A 17,011-nucleotide genomic window follows, 5' to 3' on the forward strand; every position below is an offset into this window, starting at 1 on the left:
ATCAGACACCGTCTGAATTTGCAGCGGGCTGGAGAAAGGGTCATTCTGAGAATGAAGATTCCGACGTTACTAACTGAGTGTTGTATCTAATCGTGGGGGCAGGTCAACCTCTTTATTTGATACTCTTCCTGACGGAACTTTAGCTTGCAAAGCTGCAAATAAATTCATGCTGGGAAAATAGCTTGTGAGTATTGAAGTAAACATCTCGTTATAAAGGGAGATGTATTGTTGATAAATTATTATTTAACACCTTTCCTGATTATTAGGATAAGTTGTATGTTACTTATTTATCCAATGAACTCTACTTTTGCTAAGGATCTTATTTCCAATGCAAAGTGGAACGACAATTCTGGCGAACATTTTCTGGTGATAGAAAAGGAAATCAATAAAAATAACACGAGAGAGCATCTATCTGTAAAACAGGTGACGAAGAGAAAGGTTGATTGGGTACTAAATGATTATGTTAATGACTGTGATGTAGACATTAATCTGAATGTGATAAAAGAATCAATTGAAGTAAACACTGGTTTCACCGATGGTGAAGGGACAGTTTTATTTGCTTATAAAATTGGATGTATTGGTGGGATAGATCCAGTAACTGTAAAATACTTTGCGTATAAAAATGGAGTGAAGCATACTTTAAGAGGGGAAGAGCACATCATTGTTGCAAACGAGGGTTATGGTGGTGAAAACCCTCCAATTCCAGATCATAATCTAAAAAACGATAAACCTCTGTTAAATTACATGTTAAAAAAATTGTCGGAAATCTGTACTTTTGGAAATTGGCTTTAGGTTTACCTATTTCTTTGTGGAGTATTCTGTTTGCTTGTTGTTTTCTTCTTTGGGCATTGCGGGATAGCAAAGCAAATGCTTTTGACAAACAGCGAGAACAGTGGATTCTTCGAGAAACCCGTAAGGCTCGACGTGCGCTGCAGGTGCTGAATGCAACTTTTATTACCGGCCACTCGTCTGTTGCACAGAAAGATATAGCTATTGCCATGCAAAAAAACGATAGCATTATTGTTTCACAGGTCGACCGGGATGGTAATGAAAGTACCAGAATGAGCCAAATTTCTTCTAGCCCGCAGGACTCGTCAAAATTCGTGATAACTAATATTTTTTCCCAGTTGATTGCTGACATTCCGTTTGCACAAATCCCTGACAAAGTCCCACTGATTGTTGTTTTTGATATAACAACATCTCTGCCCCATGAGAGTATTCGCCATTACTGGGACGAGGCCTGGCAAAAGAATAATATTACCCATCCTGTTGAATATGGTGAAGGGAGTGGCCTCTGCGTTTTGCAGAATCTGGTGGCCGCCTGTCAGGCGGATGAAACCCTGTTGCGACAGCAGGCGCAGACTCGTACGGAACGCTGGCTGCGCTGGCTTGCTCCGGTCAGCGTGACCTGTCCGGCGGGAGAAGACCCGGGATATGACGATGATTTCCAGCGCATTCGCGAGGAGGTCAATAAGCTTTCCGGCATCGATACCGGGCTGATTTGCACGCTTGCCGAAAAACTGATGACCACCACGGCAAAAGATATCCGGGTTGCGACTTATTACTGCTGGGCGCGCCTGCACCAGGATGGCGAAGCCGGCTTCGCCGAAGGACTTGAACTGGTGGCGGGATTATTGCAGCGCTACGGCATCCAGCTTCACCCCCGGCGGGACCGCAGCCGCAAGGCCGCGCTGGAATGGCTCGGCGGTTCCCGTGTACTGGACAGTTTGTCACTGTACCCGGAGGTCGTACGCGAGGATGCACAGAGTACCTCCGGGGCGCTACTGCTCATTGCTGACAGCCTGGAGACAGAGCCTGAAGCATCACGGGCGGAGCTGAATGCCCTGTACAGCGCTCTTGAGTCCCGTCTGATGAAAGGCGGGGGCGTGGATGCCGTTGTACCGCAGAACGCATGCAATCAGACACGTAGTCAGCAGCCATCTCACACAACAGAACAGGACGCGCCAGTGCTGAGCCGCATCACCTCGGGTCAGGACTTACTGGCTCAGGCTCGCACCCTGACGGGGTACCTGCGTGAGCAACCCGGTGGCTGGCTTGCGGCGCACCGGATGATGAAAAGCCTGCGTCATGACACGCTGAGTGCTATTCCGGCACCGGATGCTGACGGGAAAACGCGCATCGAGCCGCCGCGAGCTGACCAGCGGGCGATGCTCAAGCGACTCTATCTGCAACAGAGCTGGCTGGAAATACTGGAGCAGGCGGACAATACCTTCTCGCGCGGTGCCAATCATCTCTGGCTGGATTTGCAGTGGTATACCCATCAGGCCCTGATGAAGTCGGGGCAGGATGTGCTGGCCGACATCATCACAGCCGACCTGAAAGGGCTGCTGCGCCGTCTTACCGGGCTTGAAACCCTGGCCTTTAACGACGGGACACCGTTTGCCGATGAGGTCACGTTGAACTGGATAAACCAGAGCGTGCTGGACGATATGTCCGGCTGGCGGGATGAACCTGTCAGCGCTATCAGTACTGGTGATAACGATATTCTGGCGCTTGAACCTGAAGCACTGGAGAAAGCAGACAGCGAAGGACTGGATGCCACACTCCACTGGCTGCAGACGCGCCCAGGCACCGACACCACAAAAGACAGATGGTTACTGCGTCTGCTGATGGCCCGTGTGGCCGAGCAGAAAGGTAAAAATGAACTGGCCCTGCATTTACTGGATGAGCTCGACAATGCCGCACAGTCCATTACCCTCGCGCAGTGGACGCCGGCGCTGTTGTTTGAAGTGAAGTCGCGCCGCCTCCGACTGCTGCGCATAAAAGCCACACGCAGTGAAGCCGATAAGTCACGGCTTCAGCCGGAGATGGACCAGCTTCTGGCCGGTCTGATTGCGCTTGACCCGGCAGGCAGTGCGGTGCTTTGCGGGTAACCAGGACTGAATTCAGCAAATAAGGAAAAACATATGCCAGCAAAAGGTTTTTATCTGGTGCAAGGTGACAAAACGACCTGCGGCGGAAGAATTATCACGGGCGCAGAAGATCACACACTGTTTAGTAAACCTGTTGCCAGGGAGCAGGACGGCGTGACCTGTGGTAAATTTGTAGGGCTTTACAAGGTAGCCGGTGGCATTGATAACGATACCATTCACGGCAGGCGAATGGCCGGAACACTCGACAGCTACAGCACCTGTCCGTGTAAGGCGAAGTTTATTCCGTCGATGATGGATGATACGTATGAGAAGAGTGGAGGGAGCGCTAATTCTGCAGGAGAGACAACGGCAGCTACAGCTACAGCAACTTCATCAGCATCTTCGCTTGCAACTTCACCGGCAACTGCTCCACCAGTAACGACAACCGGGCAGTCGTCGGATCTTAAGAATAAACCGCCCTGTCAGCATACTGATGGTGCGATAAAGGTTGCTGACTATATACTCAAAGAAATTAAGACGAATGTCAGAAGCCAGACTGCAGACACAATAAGATATTTAATCGACGAGGATACGTTAAACCAAAGGCGTGACGAGTGGAATAAGCTCCCTTTCTACGCAAAGCTGGCTCAATATCCAAAACCTGATTTACCTGCTGCAATGGCTGTCTGGTATCAGACCGTAAAAACGGGTTCTACCTGGGATCACAAACCGAAAATTCGCGACAGATTTTCGTCGGTTGCAGTTGCGCGACCATTACCCAGACAAGGGAAACCGTTAAGGTCTTATTACCACAAGTACAAACAGCATGATTATTTTTATGATGTTTGGTCAAACATACATTATGGCTATGTTGGCCTTAGTGTCGGCTTTTCAGAATCATTGCTCTTAAAAGGTTCTACCTGGGAACAAAATATGACGCCTGGAGCGATTGGTGACGATACGGTGGACGACGTTACGAGCATGAAAATCGGTTTTGCTCTGTTCCATCAACACGGGAAATATGCAGGCAGTTTGACTGTGATTAATATACTTGATGCGCTCGATCTAACACCTGATGTGCTACTACCTCACTCAAAGGGAAAACACTGGTGCTGGAATACAGATAATCCAGATAATATTGAGGAATGATTATGAAAAAGAAAAAACTTCTGGGTTACATTGTATTCTTTTCGGGGTTGTTGGTGCTTATTGTTCACATCTTCCCGATACGACCTTTCGTTACGATTACAAATAATACTAACAAACCTCTTTTCATATATGCTGGTGAGAGTATCTATGACGTCGAACCCGAACCTGAAGAAGTTGAGCGAATTGTAAGGTCAAAACCTAAAATCATAGCTCCAGGTGAGATAAGTGAATTTACTGCTTCATTTATATCTCTGATTAGAAGAGGCGCAGCAATCGATATTGGTTGGAGAATCGGTGGTCAATATGAATATAATTCAACTGGTGGTGGGGGGCAGAATTTCATTCTTTCCTCAACAGCAGGTGCGTGTTCTGTGTCGATCAAAGTAAACGATGGGTTTAATAATGAGATTCTGGAGAATGATCCTGGTGATTTGTGCTTTAAAAAAATAAAGGCATTCAAGTACAAATATTGATACATGCCCTTTTTTCTTGGAAATGTCTGTTTAAAGTTAAAATTTCCAGTGTTTAATAAATGATAAGAAATTAATATAAATATATGGACGATTTAACCCTGCGTTAGTACGGTGTCGATTCACCCTTGCCGACAGCGTATCTTGATGACATCACTCAGCGCCGTGAAGGATATGACGCGCTGCAGGGGTTTCTGGATATCTTCAGCCACCGCATCCTGACGCAGTTTTACCGCATCTGGCGTAAGTACTCTTACCCGGCCACCTTTGAGCCCGGCGGGACCGACAGCATTTCGCAGTCGCTGCTGGGCCTGGTGGGGCTGGGTATTCCCGGCACCGCGAACCACATTGCCACACCGGTATCCCGTTTTCTGGCTCTGCTGGGTGTACTTCAGCAACCGGGGAAAACCCAGGAGGGGATACAGGCCCTGGTGAGCCTGCTGGCACCGGATACCACCGTGACGGTCAGCCCGTACTGCCTGCGTCCGGTGGAGGTCAGTCAGCCACTGGGTTTTTACGGTGATGACGATTTTCTACTGGATGGCAACACGCCACTTGGAGATGAAGCGATGGATGCCAGCAGCCAGCTGCTGATCGCACTGTCCACCGATAACGAACAGGAATCACAGGGATGGAAACCGGACGGTCTGCTGTATCAGGACTTCCTGGTGATGCTGCGTGTCTACCTTGGCTGGCGTTTTAAGGCAAAAATCACCCTGACAACCCTGACCCGCCTGCTGGCCGTGCCACCGCTCGGTGAAGGATCTTTCTGGCTCGGCATGAATGGCGTACTGGGGGCGGAAAAGCTCTGTCTGTCGCTGTTTGAGCACAACGGGGTGGAACTGCAGACCGCGGCCTGGTATACGCTCGTCCGAACGCATCTGGCCGGTCTGTACGGCATGAACGAAGGACTGGCAATACTGGACGCACTCCTGTCCCGCCAGTGGGGCAATATCTGGCCGCAGCCTGTACATGCGCGTATGGAAATTCTCAGCGCGCTCAGCAGACGATTACAACAGACGATGCGCACCTTCACGCTGACCTGTACCGACCTCAGCCAGTTGTACCAGACAGAAGAGCACCTGAACGCACTGGGCGACGTATTGCAGCGTCTTGAACTGAGGCATGCCAGCCAGCTCGATTCCCTGCGTACCCAGGTCCATAACGCGGCGGTACGGCTGGAAAACAGCGACGGCGGGCAGGAGGCGGGCGGTGCTGTTCTCCCGGCCAGCTTTACGACCCCGGCAGAACACGTCAGGCGGGTGTATGTCGCGCATCCAGACAGGCAGGTGTTGACCGCGCCACCTCCGGTGAAGCCCTGGAAGCCATTTGCCGCCGGAATGCTGTCCATGCTGGTGCTCGTGGGGGCATCCGTATGGGGATGGCAGGCAACACATCAGCCGGATCCGCAACAGGTGCAGTTTACCGCCTCGCTTACCCCGTTGCCCGTCGCGCTTTCCGGTGAACAACTGGCCCGGCTGCGACAAAAGGCGCCACCGCCGGAGGTGGGGATAAAACAGACGCAGCAGCAGCTCACGCAGTTTGCGCAGTTAAAACCGGACTGGGCCATCCGCTATGGCGACAGCCTGGTGCGGCAGGCGCTGACCCTCTGGCCGGAGCAGGCGAAACCGCTGGCGCAGCAGTGGCAGCAGTGGCTGGAGGCCGCTGCATTACCGTCTGAGTCACTTGACGGCTGGCATCAGGGGATGACGCAGTTACAGCAGCTGGCAAACCGGCTGAACGCGCTGGATGAGCAGAAGGGGAAATACATGACGGTCAGCGAGCTGAAATCAGCGGTCTTCGCCATGACGCAGTCATTTAACAGTGCCGTGCCGGTAGAGGAACGGCTGCGGCAGCTGGCAGAATGGCCTCAAAATCAGCCCTGGCCTGCCGCACAGCAGAGCCAGACAGAACAGCATCTGCAGCAACTGATTGCCCGTTATGCCCTACTGAAACAAAAAACGGCGGAATAGGCCGGGTTTACTGTCGGGCCATTATACCCTGAGTTAAAACAACCCCACGGAACTGCTCCCGATGAATCATTCCCGCTACCGCAACCACCGGACACCCTGGACCCTGCGTGAACTGGACTTTGTGGAAAAACACTACGGCAGCATGGCGACCGTGGTGATAGCAGAACGGCTCGGGCGCTCGCCCGCCTCCGTCAGGGCGGCGGCGCGTTCGATGGGGTGTTCGTCCGGTAATAAACCCATCGAAACCTGGAGCGATGAAGAAAAAGAGATTGTCCGTGTGCATTATGCGAAGGGGTATGCGCATGTCATGACGCTGCTGCCGGGCCGCAATCGGGGGACGATTCAGTGGATGGCGAACAGGCTGGGCGTGGTGAGTGCCCGGACCTGGATCCGGGAAGAGGAGCAGATTCTGGCGACCTGGTATCCGGAGGAAGGGGTTGCGGTGGCAGACCGCCTGTCGGGGCGCACGGCAGATGCGGTGAAATTAAAGGCCTGTGATATGGGCATCCGGTATCAGGGGGGCGAAAGCGCCGGACAGCGGATATGGAGTGAAAAAGAGCGGATGCTCCTTGCCAGAAATGACCATCTGCTGTTGCCGGACCTGCTGAAACTGTTCCCGCACCGGAGCCGATTGTCAGTAAAGAAGGCGCGTGAGCGGCTGAGAAGAAAAAAGAAAATGGCAGGTCAGCGCATGGCGCGCTGAATCTGCTTTAACAGAATGTGAACAGTAAACAGGGACGACAGCGTGTCAGCCAGAGAACGATTTTTCAGAAAAGTGCAGCAGAATAACGACAGTACCCCGCCCGGTCCCACATCAGCGGAAGCGGAAATCCGGGCATTCCGCCAGCGGATGGATGCACTGACGCAGCAGATTTGCGGGTGGTTTGAGGGCAGCGGGATTGAAGTCATCACCGCGACAAAACACATCCACGACCTGAGCACCATTGGATTCAGCCTCAGCAGTGGCATATGCCGGTACGACATCGCCACCCTTCGCCTGGTGAACGGAGACCGCAGCGTCAGTATTATTCCGGAGCAACTCTGTCGTGGTGCGGAGAGGGGCTGTGTGACAATGCGGGTTGATGCGCCAGGCATCAGCCAGGTGTTTTACCTCAGTATAGCGCCGGAAGAGGGCTGGTTTATCCGGCGTGAGCACCAGGGGGTAAAGGAGAATACTTTCATGACGGAAGAGCATTTTTTCCGGGCAGTTGACTGCCTGGCCTGAACCTTCCGGGTACTATCGAACCTCCGTGGCAAGTTTCAGTCACGGACTGTTCACAGTGATATTGTCGCCAAAGATCCTTTGTGGCTCCATGGCCACAAATTCTTTCAAGGGGCCTATTTTCATGGCGCTTTCACCTCGCATGTCCAGACATTTGCCCCTTTCTCTTGGCAACGATGCAGTCCCTGCGACTGAAAAATTTTGCGTCCACGAGTGGTAGAGTCAGCAGAAACGTGAAAAAAAACGGGAGGGAGAAGGAAGGCCAAAAATGTACTTAGCAAGAAAGTTCGGGAGGGGGTAACGAAATGGTGCGTCTGATTGGACTCGAACCAACGACCCCCACCATGTCAAGGTGGTGCTCTAACCAACTGAGCTACAGACGCAGAATGGTGCGTTCAATTGGACTCGAACCAACGACCCCCACCATGTCAAGGTGGTGCTCTAACCAACTGAGCTATGAACGCAACGTGTTGTCGGTGACAACGGGGACGAATATTAGCGGCACAGCACCGCAGTGGCAAGAGGCAAAATGCATTTTTCTCTCTGATTTCACGCGATTGCTTCATTACCGCGCAAAGTGAAGAGAAAGTAGCCGCCAGCAGGCGGCTACTGTGTATTTAACGTGCGGCGCGTTGCAAAATTACCGTGGATGGCTGACGCTGCAGGAAGCGCATACGCAGCATCATCATGATAGCCGCAGAGGTCAGACCGATGATAAAGCCGTTCCAGAACCCGGCGGGCCCCATGCGATCCACCACCAGATCGGTGAGCGCGAGAATGTAACCGCTCGGCAGACCCAACACCCAGTAGGCGATGAAGGTAATAAAGAAGATGGAGCGGGTATCTTTATAACCACGCAGTACGCCGCTGCCGATCACCTGGATGGAGTCAGAGATCTGGTATACCGCTGCCAGCAGCATCAGATGAGATGCCAGCATCACCACTTCCGGGTTGTCATTATAGAGCAGGGCAATTTGCTCCCGCAGTGCGACGGTGAAAAGCGCGGTGCAGACCGCCATACAGACACCCACGCCCAGCCCGGTGCGCGCAGCCGTTTGTGCATCAAGAGTTGAACCTTGCCCCAGACGGAAGCCGACGCGGATGGTGACCGCGGCCGCCAGCGACATCGGCAGGACGAACATCAGCGAGCTGAAGTTCAGCGCAATCTGGTGTCCGGCCACGTTCACAATGCCCAACGGCGAGACCAGCAGGGCGACCACGGCAAACAGAGTCACTTCAAAGAACAGTGCCAGCGCAATGGGCAGCCCCAGCTGTACCAGACGCATCATAATGTGCCAGTCCGGCGTGCTGAATGAACGCTCATTACGGATATCACGCAGGGAGCGGGCGTGTTTAACAAAGGTAAGTATGCTAAAGAACATCACCCAGTACACCGCCGCTGTTGCCACGCCACAGCCTACGCCGCCAAGCTCCGGCATACCAAAATGGCCGTAAATAAAGATATAGTTCACCGGAATGTTGACCAGTAAACCGATAAAGCCCATGACCATCCCCGGCTTGGTTTTTGCCAGGCCTTCGCACTGGTTACGCGCCACCTGGAAGAAGAGATAACCCGGTACACCCCAGAGCAGGGCGCGCAGATACCCCACGGCCTTGTCTGCCAGAGCCGGGTCGATATTATGCATGGCGCGAATGATATGCCCGGCGTTCCAGAGCACAATCATAATCAGTACGGAGACAAATCCAGCCAGCCAAAAGCCCTGGCGCACCTGATGGGCGATACGTTCACGTCGGCCGGAACCATTCAGCTGGGCGATAACCGGCGTGAGTGCCAGCAGCAGGCCGTGACCGAAGAGAATGGCCGGAAGCCAGATAGAGGTTCCGATTGCCACGGCGGCCATATCGGTGGCGCTGTAGCCACCGGCCATCACCGTATCCACAAATCCCATTGCGGTCTGGGCCACCTGCGCGATGATCACCGGGATAGCCAGTGCCAATAACTGCCGCGCTTCATTCATGTACTTCTGCACGTGAACACCTTTATTTTGTAGTTATATGAGAGACTAAAAAAGCCGCCGTAACTGGCAGCAAGAAGAAAAAGCAGAGGGGGTGCCAGCTATTGTAGCGGGCTTTAGCTATTAATCTAGTGAAAAAATCGCCAGAAAATGCGCTGCTCTGGCAACCTGTATTTCCAACTGTTATTGTGGTGGGATTAAACGGTGTCACCACCGTCCGGAAAATACAGGAGTTGTAAGCATGTTTACTGGTATTGTGCAGGGCACCGCTAAAGTGGTGTCCATTGATGAAAAACCTAATTTCCGTACCCACGTCGTTGAGCTGCCAGAATATATGCTGGATGGCATCGAAACCGGTGCCTCGGTTGCGCATAACGGCTGCTGCCTGACGGTGACCGAAATTCATGGCAACCAGATTAGCTTTGATTTAATGAAAGAAACGCTGCGTATCACCAACCTGGGCGAACTGGTGGTGGGCGATACCGTAAACGTAGAGCGTGCGGCGAAGTTCAGCGATGAAATTGGCGGCCACCTGATGTCGGGCCATATCATGACCACCGCCGAAGTGGCGAAAATTGTCACCTCTGAAAATAACCGTCAAATCTGGTTTAAAGTGCAGGATCCGTCATTAATGAAATACATCCTGTATAAAGGATTTATTGGTATTGATGGGATTAGCCTGACGGTCGGAGAAGTGACGCCGACGCGTTTTTGCGTGCATTTAATTCCGGAAACGCTACAGCGTACGACGCTGGGGGCGAAAAAACTGGGGCAGCGTGTGAATATCGAAATCGATCCGCAAACCCAGGCGGTCGTGGATACCGTCGAGCGTGTGCTGGCGGCGAAAGAGGCGGCCATAATAAAGGCCACCGAAGAAGAATAAAAAAATAACCCCGGATATCCGGGGTTATTTTTTAGCGCGGCACACGTAAGCCGTGTTCAATCCCGCGACTAAAGACCACCTGCCAGAGCTGAATATCACGCGCGCGGAACGCACCTGCGCAGGCATTCAGATAATAGCTGAACATCCGTTTAAATCGTTCAGAATAGTTGTCTGCAATCTCAGGCCACGCTTGCTGGAAACGTTCATGCCACGCCATAAGCGTGGTGTCGTAATCCGCGCCAAAGTTATGCCAGTCTTCCATGATGAAGTGGCTTTCGCTGGCGTTGGCAATCTGGCGAACGGAAGGCAAACAGCCATTCGGAAAGATGTATTTATTGATCCACGGGTCAACGTTATTGTCCGTGCGCTTAGAGCCTATGGTGTGCAGCAGGAAAATGCCGTCGGGTTTTAAATTACGATCCACCACCTCAAAATAGGTGTCGTAATTTTTCGGCCCCACGTGCTCAAACATGCCCACGGAAACAATGCGATCAAACTGCTCGTTGAGGTCGCGGTAATCCTGCAGACGGATATCAACGTCGAGACCCTGGCAGCGCTCCCGGGCCATTTTTTGCTGTTCGGCTGAAATGGTTACGCCGACCACGCTGACGCCGTAGTGCTTCGCCATAAAATACGCCAGACCGCCCCAGCCACAGCCGATATCCAGCACACGCATGCCGGGCTGCAGCTGCAGTTTCTCGCAAATCAGACGCAGTTTATCCTGCTGGGCTTCTTCGAGGGTTGTCGCCTTTTTCCAGTAGGCGCAGGAGTATTGCATGAAGGGATCCAGCATGCGGCTGAACAAATCGTTACCGAGGTCGTAGTGCTCTTTGCCCACGATCCACGCCCGCTTTTTGCTTTGCAGATTGAACAAACGGGCGGAGGCGACGCGCAACGTATCTTTTATATTGCGGGGGAGCTGGTTCTCCAGACCGGCGCGCAACACGCTGGCAAAGAAAATATCCAGCCGCTCGCAATCCCACCAGCCATCCATATAGCTTTCGCCCAGCCCTAACGATCCCTCGCGAAGTACGCGTTTAAAAAAATCGGGATGTTTGACCTGCGGATCGGAGGGTGAAGATCCGTTGATAGTGATGCCTGCACGACCTAACAGTTCACTGACGATCCGGGACCAGTTATCGTCCGGAACGCTGACTTCTTCTATACACGATGAACTCATAGCTTCTCCATCACCTTACTGTGATCAGAACCTTCAAACAGCGTAGACGCTTTTTATGGTTTGTGAGAAATCTCACGGTAAATACCGCGAGGCTAGTATCCGACGTAGAACAGAGGAAGGGAGATAACCCTTGCCGAAATGCCTTCCATGGTAAAACGGGAGCACTCCGGCTCCCGTTAACACTTAATATTTATCGTATTTAATCGAACCAAATTTAGTATAGGCCTCAAAATTTGGTGATTCAATAGAAAATTCTTAGCAACCTAATCACTGAAATGTTACATATTTTCCCCAGTGATTACGCGTGCGACGTTTCCGCCTGAGCATGGTTCTCAAGCTCGCGCTGTGCGGCGGATTGCATGCGATAACCCATTACTGCCAGCGCAACGGTGACCAGCATCACGCTGGTGGTAGTTAACAGCGGGGTGGCAATCAGCGCTGACACCACCAGGCTTGCCAGGAAGCACAGGCCGAGCTGCAGGGTATTTTGCAGCGCCGCGGCGCGTCCTGTCGCCTGCGGGAAAGGACGTAACGCCTGTGCGACCACGATAGGGTAAATGGCACCGTTAGCCACCGCCATCACGCAGAACGGAATCAAAATCTCCGTCAGACCGACGCCTGGAATAAACCCAACGGCCCAGGTGGCGCCCACGCTCAACGCAAACAGCGCCAGCAGCCAGGGCAGCATCTGCTGGCCTTCCCATTTCTGCAGCGCCGCACGGCAGCCGTATCCGCCCAGCAGGAAGGCGATGGTCTGTGGGACATAGCTCAGACCAATGGCGGCCGGGCTGTACCCCATATCGTGCAGAATAAACGGCGAGCCGGTGAGCCAGGCGAAGAAGCTCGCCGAGCAGGCGGCATAGACCAGGACGTTACCACGATACGCTTTGGCGCTCAGCAGGGAGAGGAACGTGATCGGTTTGGCGTCAGCATGCGCCTCTTTTTTATGCGCGGGCTTGAGGGCAAACGCCGGGAGCATCAGTACCAGTGTGATGGCAAACAGCGTGGCAAAAATGGCCTGCCAGTCAAAGTGCGCGAGGATCCAGCTGCCCAGCAGGGGAGCGAGGGCGGGTGACAGGCCAACCAGCGGCATAATGGTGGCGAAAATGCGGTTGGTACGGTTGGCCGGGTAGTAGTCGGTCACGAGAGCCTGCCAGGTTACCGCCGCGGCACAGACGCCGACGGCCTGCACAAAGCGCAGCACCAGCAGCCAGGTCGCATCGCGTACCCACAACATTCCCAGACAGCCTGCGGCAAAAATGGCCAGGCCCAGCAACAACACCGGTTTACGCCCGAAGCGATCGGAGAGCGGGCCCCAGAGCAGCTGTGCGATGGCAAAACCGGCGAGGAACAAACTCAGGCTGGCGCTGATGGCCGCGGCTGGCGTTTGCAGATCTTCCTGCATCGCCGCAAACGCGGGCAGGTACATATCGGTGGCCAAAAAGCCCAGCACGCTCAAACCGCCGAGCCAGACTAAAAATCCATTCCTGGGTTGCATTGTTTTATTCTCCTTGAGGAGGCAGGTAGACACTGGCGCAGAGTGTAGGGAGTGCAAAGCGGGTTGTGAAACGCTAATATTTGGCGGTTGCATTCAAATTTTTTGCAGGCAGAAAATGTGGTCAGATTATTCTCTTGAAGTGGTGGATGCTGTCGCGCGTAACGGCAGCTTTAGCGGTGCGGCACAGGAGTTGCACCGCGTCCCTTCGGCTATCAGCTACACGGTGCGGCAGCTTGAAGAGTGGCTGGCGGTTCCGCTGTTCGAACGGCGGCATCGCGATGTGGAATTAACGCCTGCTGGCGCGTGGTTTTTGAAAGAAGGGCGTTCTGTTATCAAAAAAATGCAGATCACCCGCGAACAGTGCCAGCAGATCGCCAACGGCTGGCGCGGACATCTTTCCATCGCCGTGGACAATATCGTTAAGCCGGAGCGTACCCGGCAGATGATCGTGGATTTCTATCGCCATTTTTCAGACGTTGAACTTCGTGTCTCGCAGGAGGTATTCAACGGGGTCTGGGACGCGCTGGCGGACGGCAGGGCAGAGATGGCGATTGGCGCAACCCAGGCGATCCCCGTCGGGGGGCGCTATGCGTTTCGCGATATGGGCATGTTGAGCTGGAAATGTGTCGTGGCACACGATCATCCGCTGGCTGCCCTGGAGGGACCGCTGAGTGACGACACGCTGCGCAACTGGCCGTCGCTGGTGCTGGAGGATACCTCGCGCTCGTTGCCAAAACGTATTACCTGGCTTCTTGATAACCAGCGGCGGGTGGTAGCGCCGGACTGGGAATCCTCCGCGACCTGCCTCAGCGCCGGGCTGTGCGTCGCGATGGTTCCCGTCCATTTCGCTAAGCCGAGAATCGATACCGGTGAATGGGTCGAGCTGACGCTGGAGAATCCGTTCCCGGATGCGGCCTGCTGCCTGACGTGGCAACAAAATGATGTGTCGCCCGCCATGGCATGGCTACTGGATTATCTGGGAGACAGCGAAACGCTTAACCGGGAATGGCTACGGGAGCCAGCTTAGCTGGCTCCACACGAGATTAACGACGGTAGTCGCGGAATGGACCATCCGCAACGGAACGGCGCTCGATAAGGCGCGGGTGAACTTCAATGGACTGCGACTCTTCACGTTTGTTGACGATCCTGTCCATCAGCATATTGAAGGCCGTTTCACCGAGGGAGTCCTTCGGCTGGTGGATGGTGGTCAGCGCAGGCGTGAAGAAGCGCGCGTTGCGCACGTTGTCATAGCCGATCACGGAAATATCCTGCGGCACGCGCAGGCCCAGCTCATCGGCTGCACACAGGGCCCCCATCGCCATGATGTCCCCGCCGCAGAACACCGCCGTTGGACGATGCGGCTGAGAAACGATCTGCTGCATGGCGCGGTAGCCAGACTCCGGTTCAAAGTCGCCCTGCACGATCCAGTTTTCCGGCACGGTGATCAGCGCTTCTTCCATCGCCTTCATAAACCCGGCCAGACGGCCAGCACCGGTGTTGCGCTCGAGCGGCCCCGGGATCACGCCAATTTCACGGTGACCGCGTTCAATCAGATAGCGGCCCGCCATATAACCGCCTTCGAAGGCGTTATCGATGACGGAGTCGGTAAAGTCGGCGCGCGCTTCGCCCCAGTCCATCACCACCATTGGGATATGACGATACTCTTCCAGCATAGAAAGGACAGATTCCGGGTATTCGGAACACATCACCAGCAGGCCATCCACGCGTTTTTGCGCCATCATCGACAGATAGGCGCGCTGTTTTTCAATATTGTTCCACGCGTTGCCGAGGATAAGGGTATAGCCTTTCTGGAAGCAGTTTTTCTCAACCGCTTCGATGATTTCGGCAAAATAGGCCGCTTCACTGCTGGTCGCCAGCAAACCAATGGATTTGGTGTGATTAACTTTAAGGCTACGCGCAACGGCACTCGGCGAGTAGTGCAGCTCTTTGATTGCCGCCCAGACGGCGTTGCGCGTCTCTTCCGCCACGAAGCGGGTTTTGTTAATTACATGTGATACGGTTGTAGTGGAAACGTTTGCACGTTTTGCTACGTCTTTAATTGTTGCCATTAAATGTCACTCCAGACCATATCCTAAACTCCTGAAAACCTTGAAGGTAAACGTTTGCCTTCTCTCACCCTTATCACGCAATCTTGAATTGCGGCACGCCAGGAAAACGACACGGGACGTCAGGAGGGGGTCAATGGCCGGTACGCTAATAAATTTAGCGTGGAATTTTGTCCTATCTTGATGAAAAGGGGAAGAGCTAAAGTGGTTATCCGTTTAAATCCTGGAAGATTTTTGACGTAAATTGTGTAAAAATGAGCAAGCTCACTTTTCGTGGGGGGATTAAAAGGAGAAAAATTGATGAGTTCCGATCTGAAGTTTTCGCTGTTCACCACCGTTATTGTGCTGGCGCTGATTGTTGCCGCAGGTCTGACGGCTGCACTGCACTGATTTACGCGGAGGGGGCGTTCGCTCTCTCCCGCTTGCCCTGATTGTTACATCTCCGGCAAAAATCTTTTGCCAATTTGTTAACTTCTCATTTTTTGTGATTGATGTCATGCTTTCGGCTTCTTTGTTCCGTGTCAACACATGACACGGCATCCGGAGTTGACGCATGAAAATCAATTTTCCCCTGCTGGCCCTGGCGATTGGCGCTTTTGGGATTGGCACCACTGAATTTTCCCCTATGGGACTCTTACCGGTTATCGCCCGCGGTGTGGACGTCTCTATCCCTGCAGCCGGGATGTTAATCAGCGCCTATGCCATTGGTGTGATGGTAGGGGCACCGCTGATGACGCTGTTGCTTTCCCACCGAGCGCGCCGCAATGCGCTGATTTTCCTGATGGCTATCTTTACCCTTGGCAACGTGCTCTCCGCCATTTCGCCTGATTACACCACGCTGATGCTGTCACGTATCCTGACAAGCCTTAACCACGGCGCTTTCTTTGGGTTGGGGTCGGTGGTGGCGGCAAGCGTGGTGCCCAAACACAAGCAGGCGAGTGCCGTGGCAACCATGTTTATGGGCCTGACCATCGCCAACATTGGCGGCGTTCCTGCGGCGACCTGGCTGGGAGAGGTCATTGGCTGGCGTATGTCGTTCCTCGCAACCGCCGTACTGGGCGTTGTCGCGATGGTGGCCTTGTTCTTCTCTCTGCCGAAAGGCAGTGCTGGTGAGCGGCCTGAGGTACGTAAAGAGCTGTCGGTACTGATGCGCCCGCAGGTCCTTTCTGCGCTGCTCACCACCGTGCTGGGGGCCGGGGCGATGTTTACCCTTTACACCTATATTTCGCCGGTGCTGCATGACATCACTCACGCGACGCCGATCTTTATCACCGCGATGCTGGTGCTGATTGGCGTGGGCTTCTCGATTGGTAACTATCTGGGCGGGAAATTTGCTGACCGCTCCGTGAGCGGAACGCTGAAGGGTTTTCTGACCCTGCTGATTGTCATCATGATTGCCATTCCCTGGCTGGCGCGTAATGAGTTTGGCGCGGCCATTGCGATGGTCGTCTGGGGTGCGGCCACCTTTGCTGTGGTTCCGCCGCTGCAGATGCGCGTTATGCGCGTCGCGCATGAGGCGCCGGGCCTCTCATCGTCGGTGAATATTGGCGCGTTCAATCTGGGCAATGCGCTTGGTGCCGCAGCGGGCGGTGCTGTGATTTCGGGTGGTCTGGGATACAGCTTTGTGCCGGTGATGGGGGCCATTATTGCCGCGCTTGGCCTGCTGTTAGTGATGATGTCGGGTCGTAAACAGCCTGAAGCGGCCTGTGCTGCCGAATAAA

At 53.7% G+C, this 17,011-nt stretch carries 14 protein-coding genes, 2 tRNA genes and 2 pseudogenes; 12 read left to right on the top strand and 6 right to left on the bottom strand.

The features are described from left to right. Window positions 1-276 precede the first annotated feature (276 nt). The 8 genes and pseudogenes from ACOTX3_RS21260 (at window position 277) to ACOTX3_RS21295 (ending at window position 7,690) form a co-directional block, all read left to right on the top strand. On the top strand, window positions 277-792 hold the full coding sequence (locus ACOTX3_RS21260; RefSeq protein WP_105826567.1) for a M949_RS01915 family surface polysaccharide biosynthesis protein: 516 nt from the start codon (window positions 277-279) through the stop codon (window positions 790-792). A gap of 464 nt (window positions 793-1,256) precedes the next feature. Next, entirely contained in the window at window positions 1,257-2,894 is a 1,638-nt protein-coding gene (gene tssA, locus ACOTX3_RS21265; protein WP_105826597.1) for a type VI secretion system protein TssA, read from the top strand. Between the two features lie 33 nt (window positions 2,895-2,927). Then, the gene (locus ACOTX3_RS21270; protein WP_058679550.1) at window positions 2,928-4,022 is read left to right on the top strand and encodes a polymorphic toxin type 44 domain-containing protein; all 1,095 of its coding nucleotides are present in this window, start codon (window positions 2,928-2,930) and stop codon (window positions 4,020-4,022) included. 2 nt (window positions 4,023-4,024) lie between these two features. Continuing rightward, entirely contained in the window at window positions 4,025-4,495 is a 471-nt protein-coding gene (locus ACOTX3_RS21275; RefSeq protein WP_058679549.1) for a hypothetical protein, read from the top strand. Window positions 4,496-4,602: 107 nt separating this feature from the next. Continuing rightward, window positions 4,603-5,289: pseudogene (gene tssG / locus ACOTX3_RS21280) on the top strand (type VI secretion system baseplate subunit TssG); the annotation flags it as partial. After that, a pseudogene (locus ACOTX3_RS21285) lies at window positions 5,290-6,465 on the top strand (VasL domain-containing protein); the annotation flags it as partial. A 61-nt stretch (window positions 6,466-6,526) separates the two neighbouring features. After that, window positions 6,527-7,168 carry a hypothetical protein gene (locus ACOTX3_RS21290; protein ID WP_058679548.1) on the top strand — a complete coding sequence of 214 codons (642 nt, stop codon included), beginning with the start codon at window positions 6,527-6,529 and terminating at the stop codon, window positions 7,166-7,168. Between the two features lie 42 nt (window positions 7,169-7,210). Next, entirely contained in the window at window positions 7,211-7,690 is a 480-nt protein-coding gene (locus tag ACOTX3_RS21295; RefSeq protein WP_058679547.1) for a hypothetical protein, read from the top strand. Window positions 7,691-7,993: 303 nt separating this feature from the next. On the opposite strand, the gene ACOTX3_RS21300 is transcribed toward ACOTX3_RS21295, so the two are convergent. From ACOTX3_RS21300 to mdtK, 3 genes are all read right to left on the bottom strand, one after another. After that, a tRNA-Val gene (locus ACOTX3_RS21300) sits at window positions 7,994-8,070 on the bottom strand. 4 nt (window positions 8,071-8,074) lie between these two features. Then, window positions 8,075-8,151: transfer RNA gene (locus ACOTX3_RS21305), tRNA-Val, on the bottom strand. Between the two features lie 153 nt (window positions 8,152-8,304). Continuing rightward, window positions 8,305-9,678 (bottom strand): MdtK family multidrug efflux MATE transporter, encoded by a 1,374-nt coding sequence (mdtK, locus tag ACOTX3_RS21310; protein WP_127869282.1) that lies wholly within the window; start codon window positions 9,676-9,678, stop codon window positions 8,305-8,307. A 226-nt stretch (window positions 9,679-9,904) separates the two neighbouring features. Between mdtK and ACOTX3_RS21315 the strand changes: the two genes are divergently transcribed. Then, a complete protein-coding gene (locus tag ACOTX3_RS21315; protein WP_040023023.1) occupies window positions 9,905-10,546 on the top strand; it encodes a riboflavin synthase in 642 nt (213 codons plus the stop codon). Window positions 10,547-10,577: 31 nt separating this feature from the next. Here ACOTX3_RS21315 and cfa read toward each other — a convergent pair whose 3' ends face one another. Together cfa and punC are read right to left on the bottom strand one after the other, a co-directional pair. Then, window positions 10,578-11,726 carry a cyclopropane fatty acyl phospholipid synthase gene (cfa, locus tag ACOTX3_RS21320; protein ID WP_058679546.1) on the bottom strand — a complete coding sequence of 383 codons (1,149 nt, stop codon included), beginning with the start codon at window positions 11,724-11,726 and terminating at the stop codon, window positions 10,578-10,580. A 298-nt stretch (window positions 11,727-12,024) separates the two neighbouring features. Continuing rightward, complete coding sequence (gene punC, locus ACOTX3_RS21325; protein ID WP_058679545.1) at window positions 12,025-13,224, bottom strand: purine nucleoside transporter PunC; 1,200 nt, start codon at window positions 13,222-13,224, stop codon at window positions 12,025-12,027. Window positions 13,225-13,339: 115 nt separating this feature from the next. Here punC and punR point away from each other — a divergent pair, with 115 nt between their 5' ends. Continuing rightward, complete coding sequence (gene punR / locus ACOTX3_RS21330) at window positions 13,340-14,251, top strand: DNA-binding transcriptional activator PunR (protein WP_013096930.1); 912 nt, start codon at window positions 13,340-13,342, stop codon at window positions 14,249-14,251. A gap of 16 nt (window positions 14,252-14,267) precedes the next feature. Here the strand turns inward: punR and purR are convergent, their stop codons facing one another. Then, window positions 14,268-15,293, bottom strand: coding sequence for an HTH-type transcriptional repressor PurR (gene purR, locus ACOTX3_RS21335; RefSeq protein WP_013096929.1), 1,026 nt, complete (start codon window positions 15,291-15,293; stop codon window positions 14,268-14,270). A gap of 297 nt (window positions 15,294-15,590) precedes the next feature. On the opposite strand from purR, the gene ACOTX3_RS21340 reads away from it, so the two are divergent. Beyond that, window positions 15,591-15,680 carry a YnhF family membrane protein gene (locus ACOTX3_RS21340; RefSeq protein ID WP_020688313.1) on the top strand — a complete coding sequence of 30 codons (90 nt, stop codon included), beginning with the start codon at window positions 15,591-15,593 and terminating at the stop codon, window positions 15,678-15,680. A 163-nt stretch (window positions 15,681-15,843) separates the two neighbouring features. Next, window positions 15,844-17,010 carry an MFS transporter gene (locus ACOTX3_RS21345; RefSeq protein ID WP_023621710.1) on the top strand — a complete coding sequence of 389 codons (1,167 nt, stop codon included), beginning with the start codon at window positions 15,844-15,846 and terminating at the stop codon, window positions 17,008-17,010. Window position 17,011 lies beyond the last annotated feature (1 nt).

The sequence above is a fragment of the Enterobacter cloacae complex sp. IR5384 genome, assembly GCF_049237265.1.
Lineage (GTDB): Bacteria > Pseudomonadota > Gammaproteobacteria > Enterobacterales > Enterobacteriaceae > Enterobacter > Enterobacter cloacae.

Excerpts from the sequence above, each read along its gene's own strand:
- ACOTX3_RS21260 (WP_105826567.1), top strand. The coding sequence starts at position 277 with ATGTTACTTATTTATCCAATGAACTCTACTTTTGCTAAGGATCTTATT.
- ACOTX3_RS21270 (WP_058679550.1), top strand. The coding sequence starts at position 2,928 with ATGCCAGCAAAAGGTTTTTATCTGGTGCAAGGTGACAAAACGACCTGC.
- ACOTX3_RS21275 (WP_058679549.1), top strand. The coding sequence starts at position 4,025 with ATGAAAAAGAAAAAACTTCTGGGTTACATTGTATTCTTTTCGGGGTTG.
- ACOTX3_RS21290 (WP_058679548.1), top strand. The coding sequence starts at position 6,527 with ATGAATCATTCCCGCTACCGCAACCACCGGACACCCTGGACCCTGCGT.
- ACOTX3_RS21315 (WP_040023023.1), top strand. The coding sequence starts at position 9,905 with ATGTTTACTGGTATTGTGCAGGGCACCGCTAAAGTGGTGTCCATTGAT.
- cfa (WP_058679546.1), bottom strand. The coding sequence starts at position 11,726 with ATGAGTTCATCGTGTATAGAAGAAGTCAGCGTTCCGGACGATAACTGG.
- punC (WP_058679545.1), bottom strand. The coding sequence starts at position 13,224 with ATGCAACCCAGGAATGGATTTTTAGTCTGGCTCGGCGGTTTGAGCGTG.
- punR (WP_013096930.1), top strand. The coding sequence starts at position 13,340 with ATGTGGTCAGATTATTCTCTTGAAGTGGTGGATGCTGTCGCGCGTAAC.
- purR (WP_013096929.1), bottom strand. The coding sequence starts at position 15,293 with ATGGCAACAATTAAAGACGTAGCAAAACGTGCAAACGTTTCCACTACA.
- ACOTX3_RS21340 (WP_020688313.1), top strand. The coding sequence starts at position 15,591 with ATGAGTTCCGATCTGAAGTTTTCGCTGTTCACCACCGTTATTGTGCTG.
- ACOTX3_RS21345 (WP_023621710.1), top strand. The coding sequence starts at position 15,844 with ATGAAAATCAATTTTCCCCTGCTGGCCCTGGCGATTGGCGCTTTTGGG.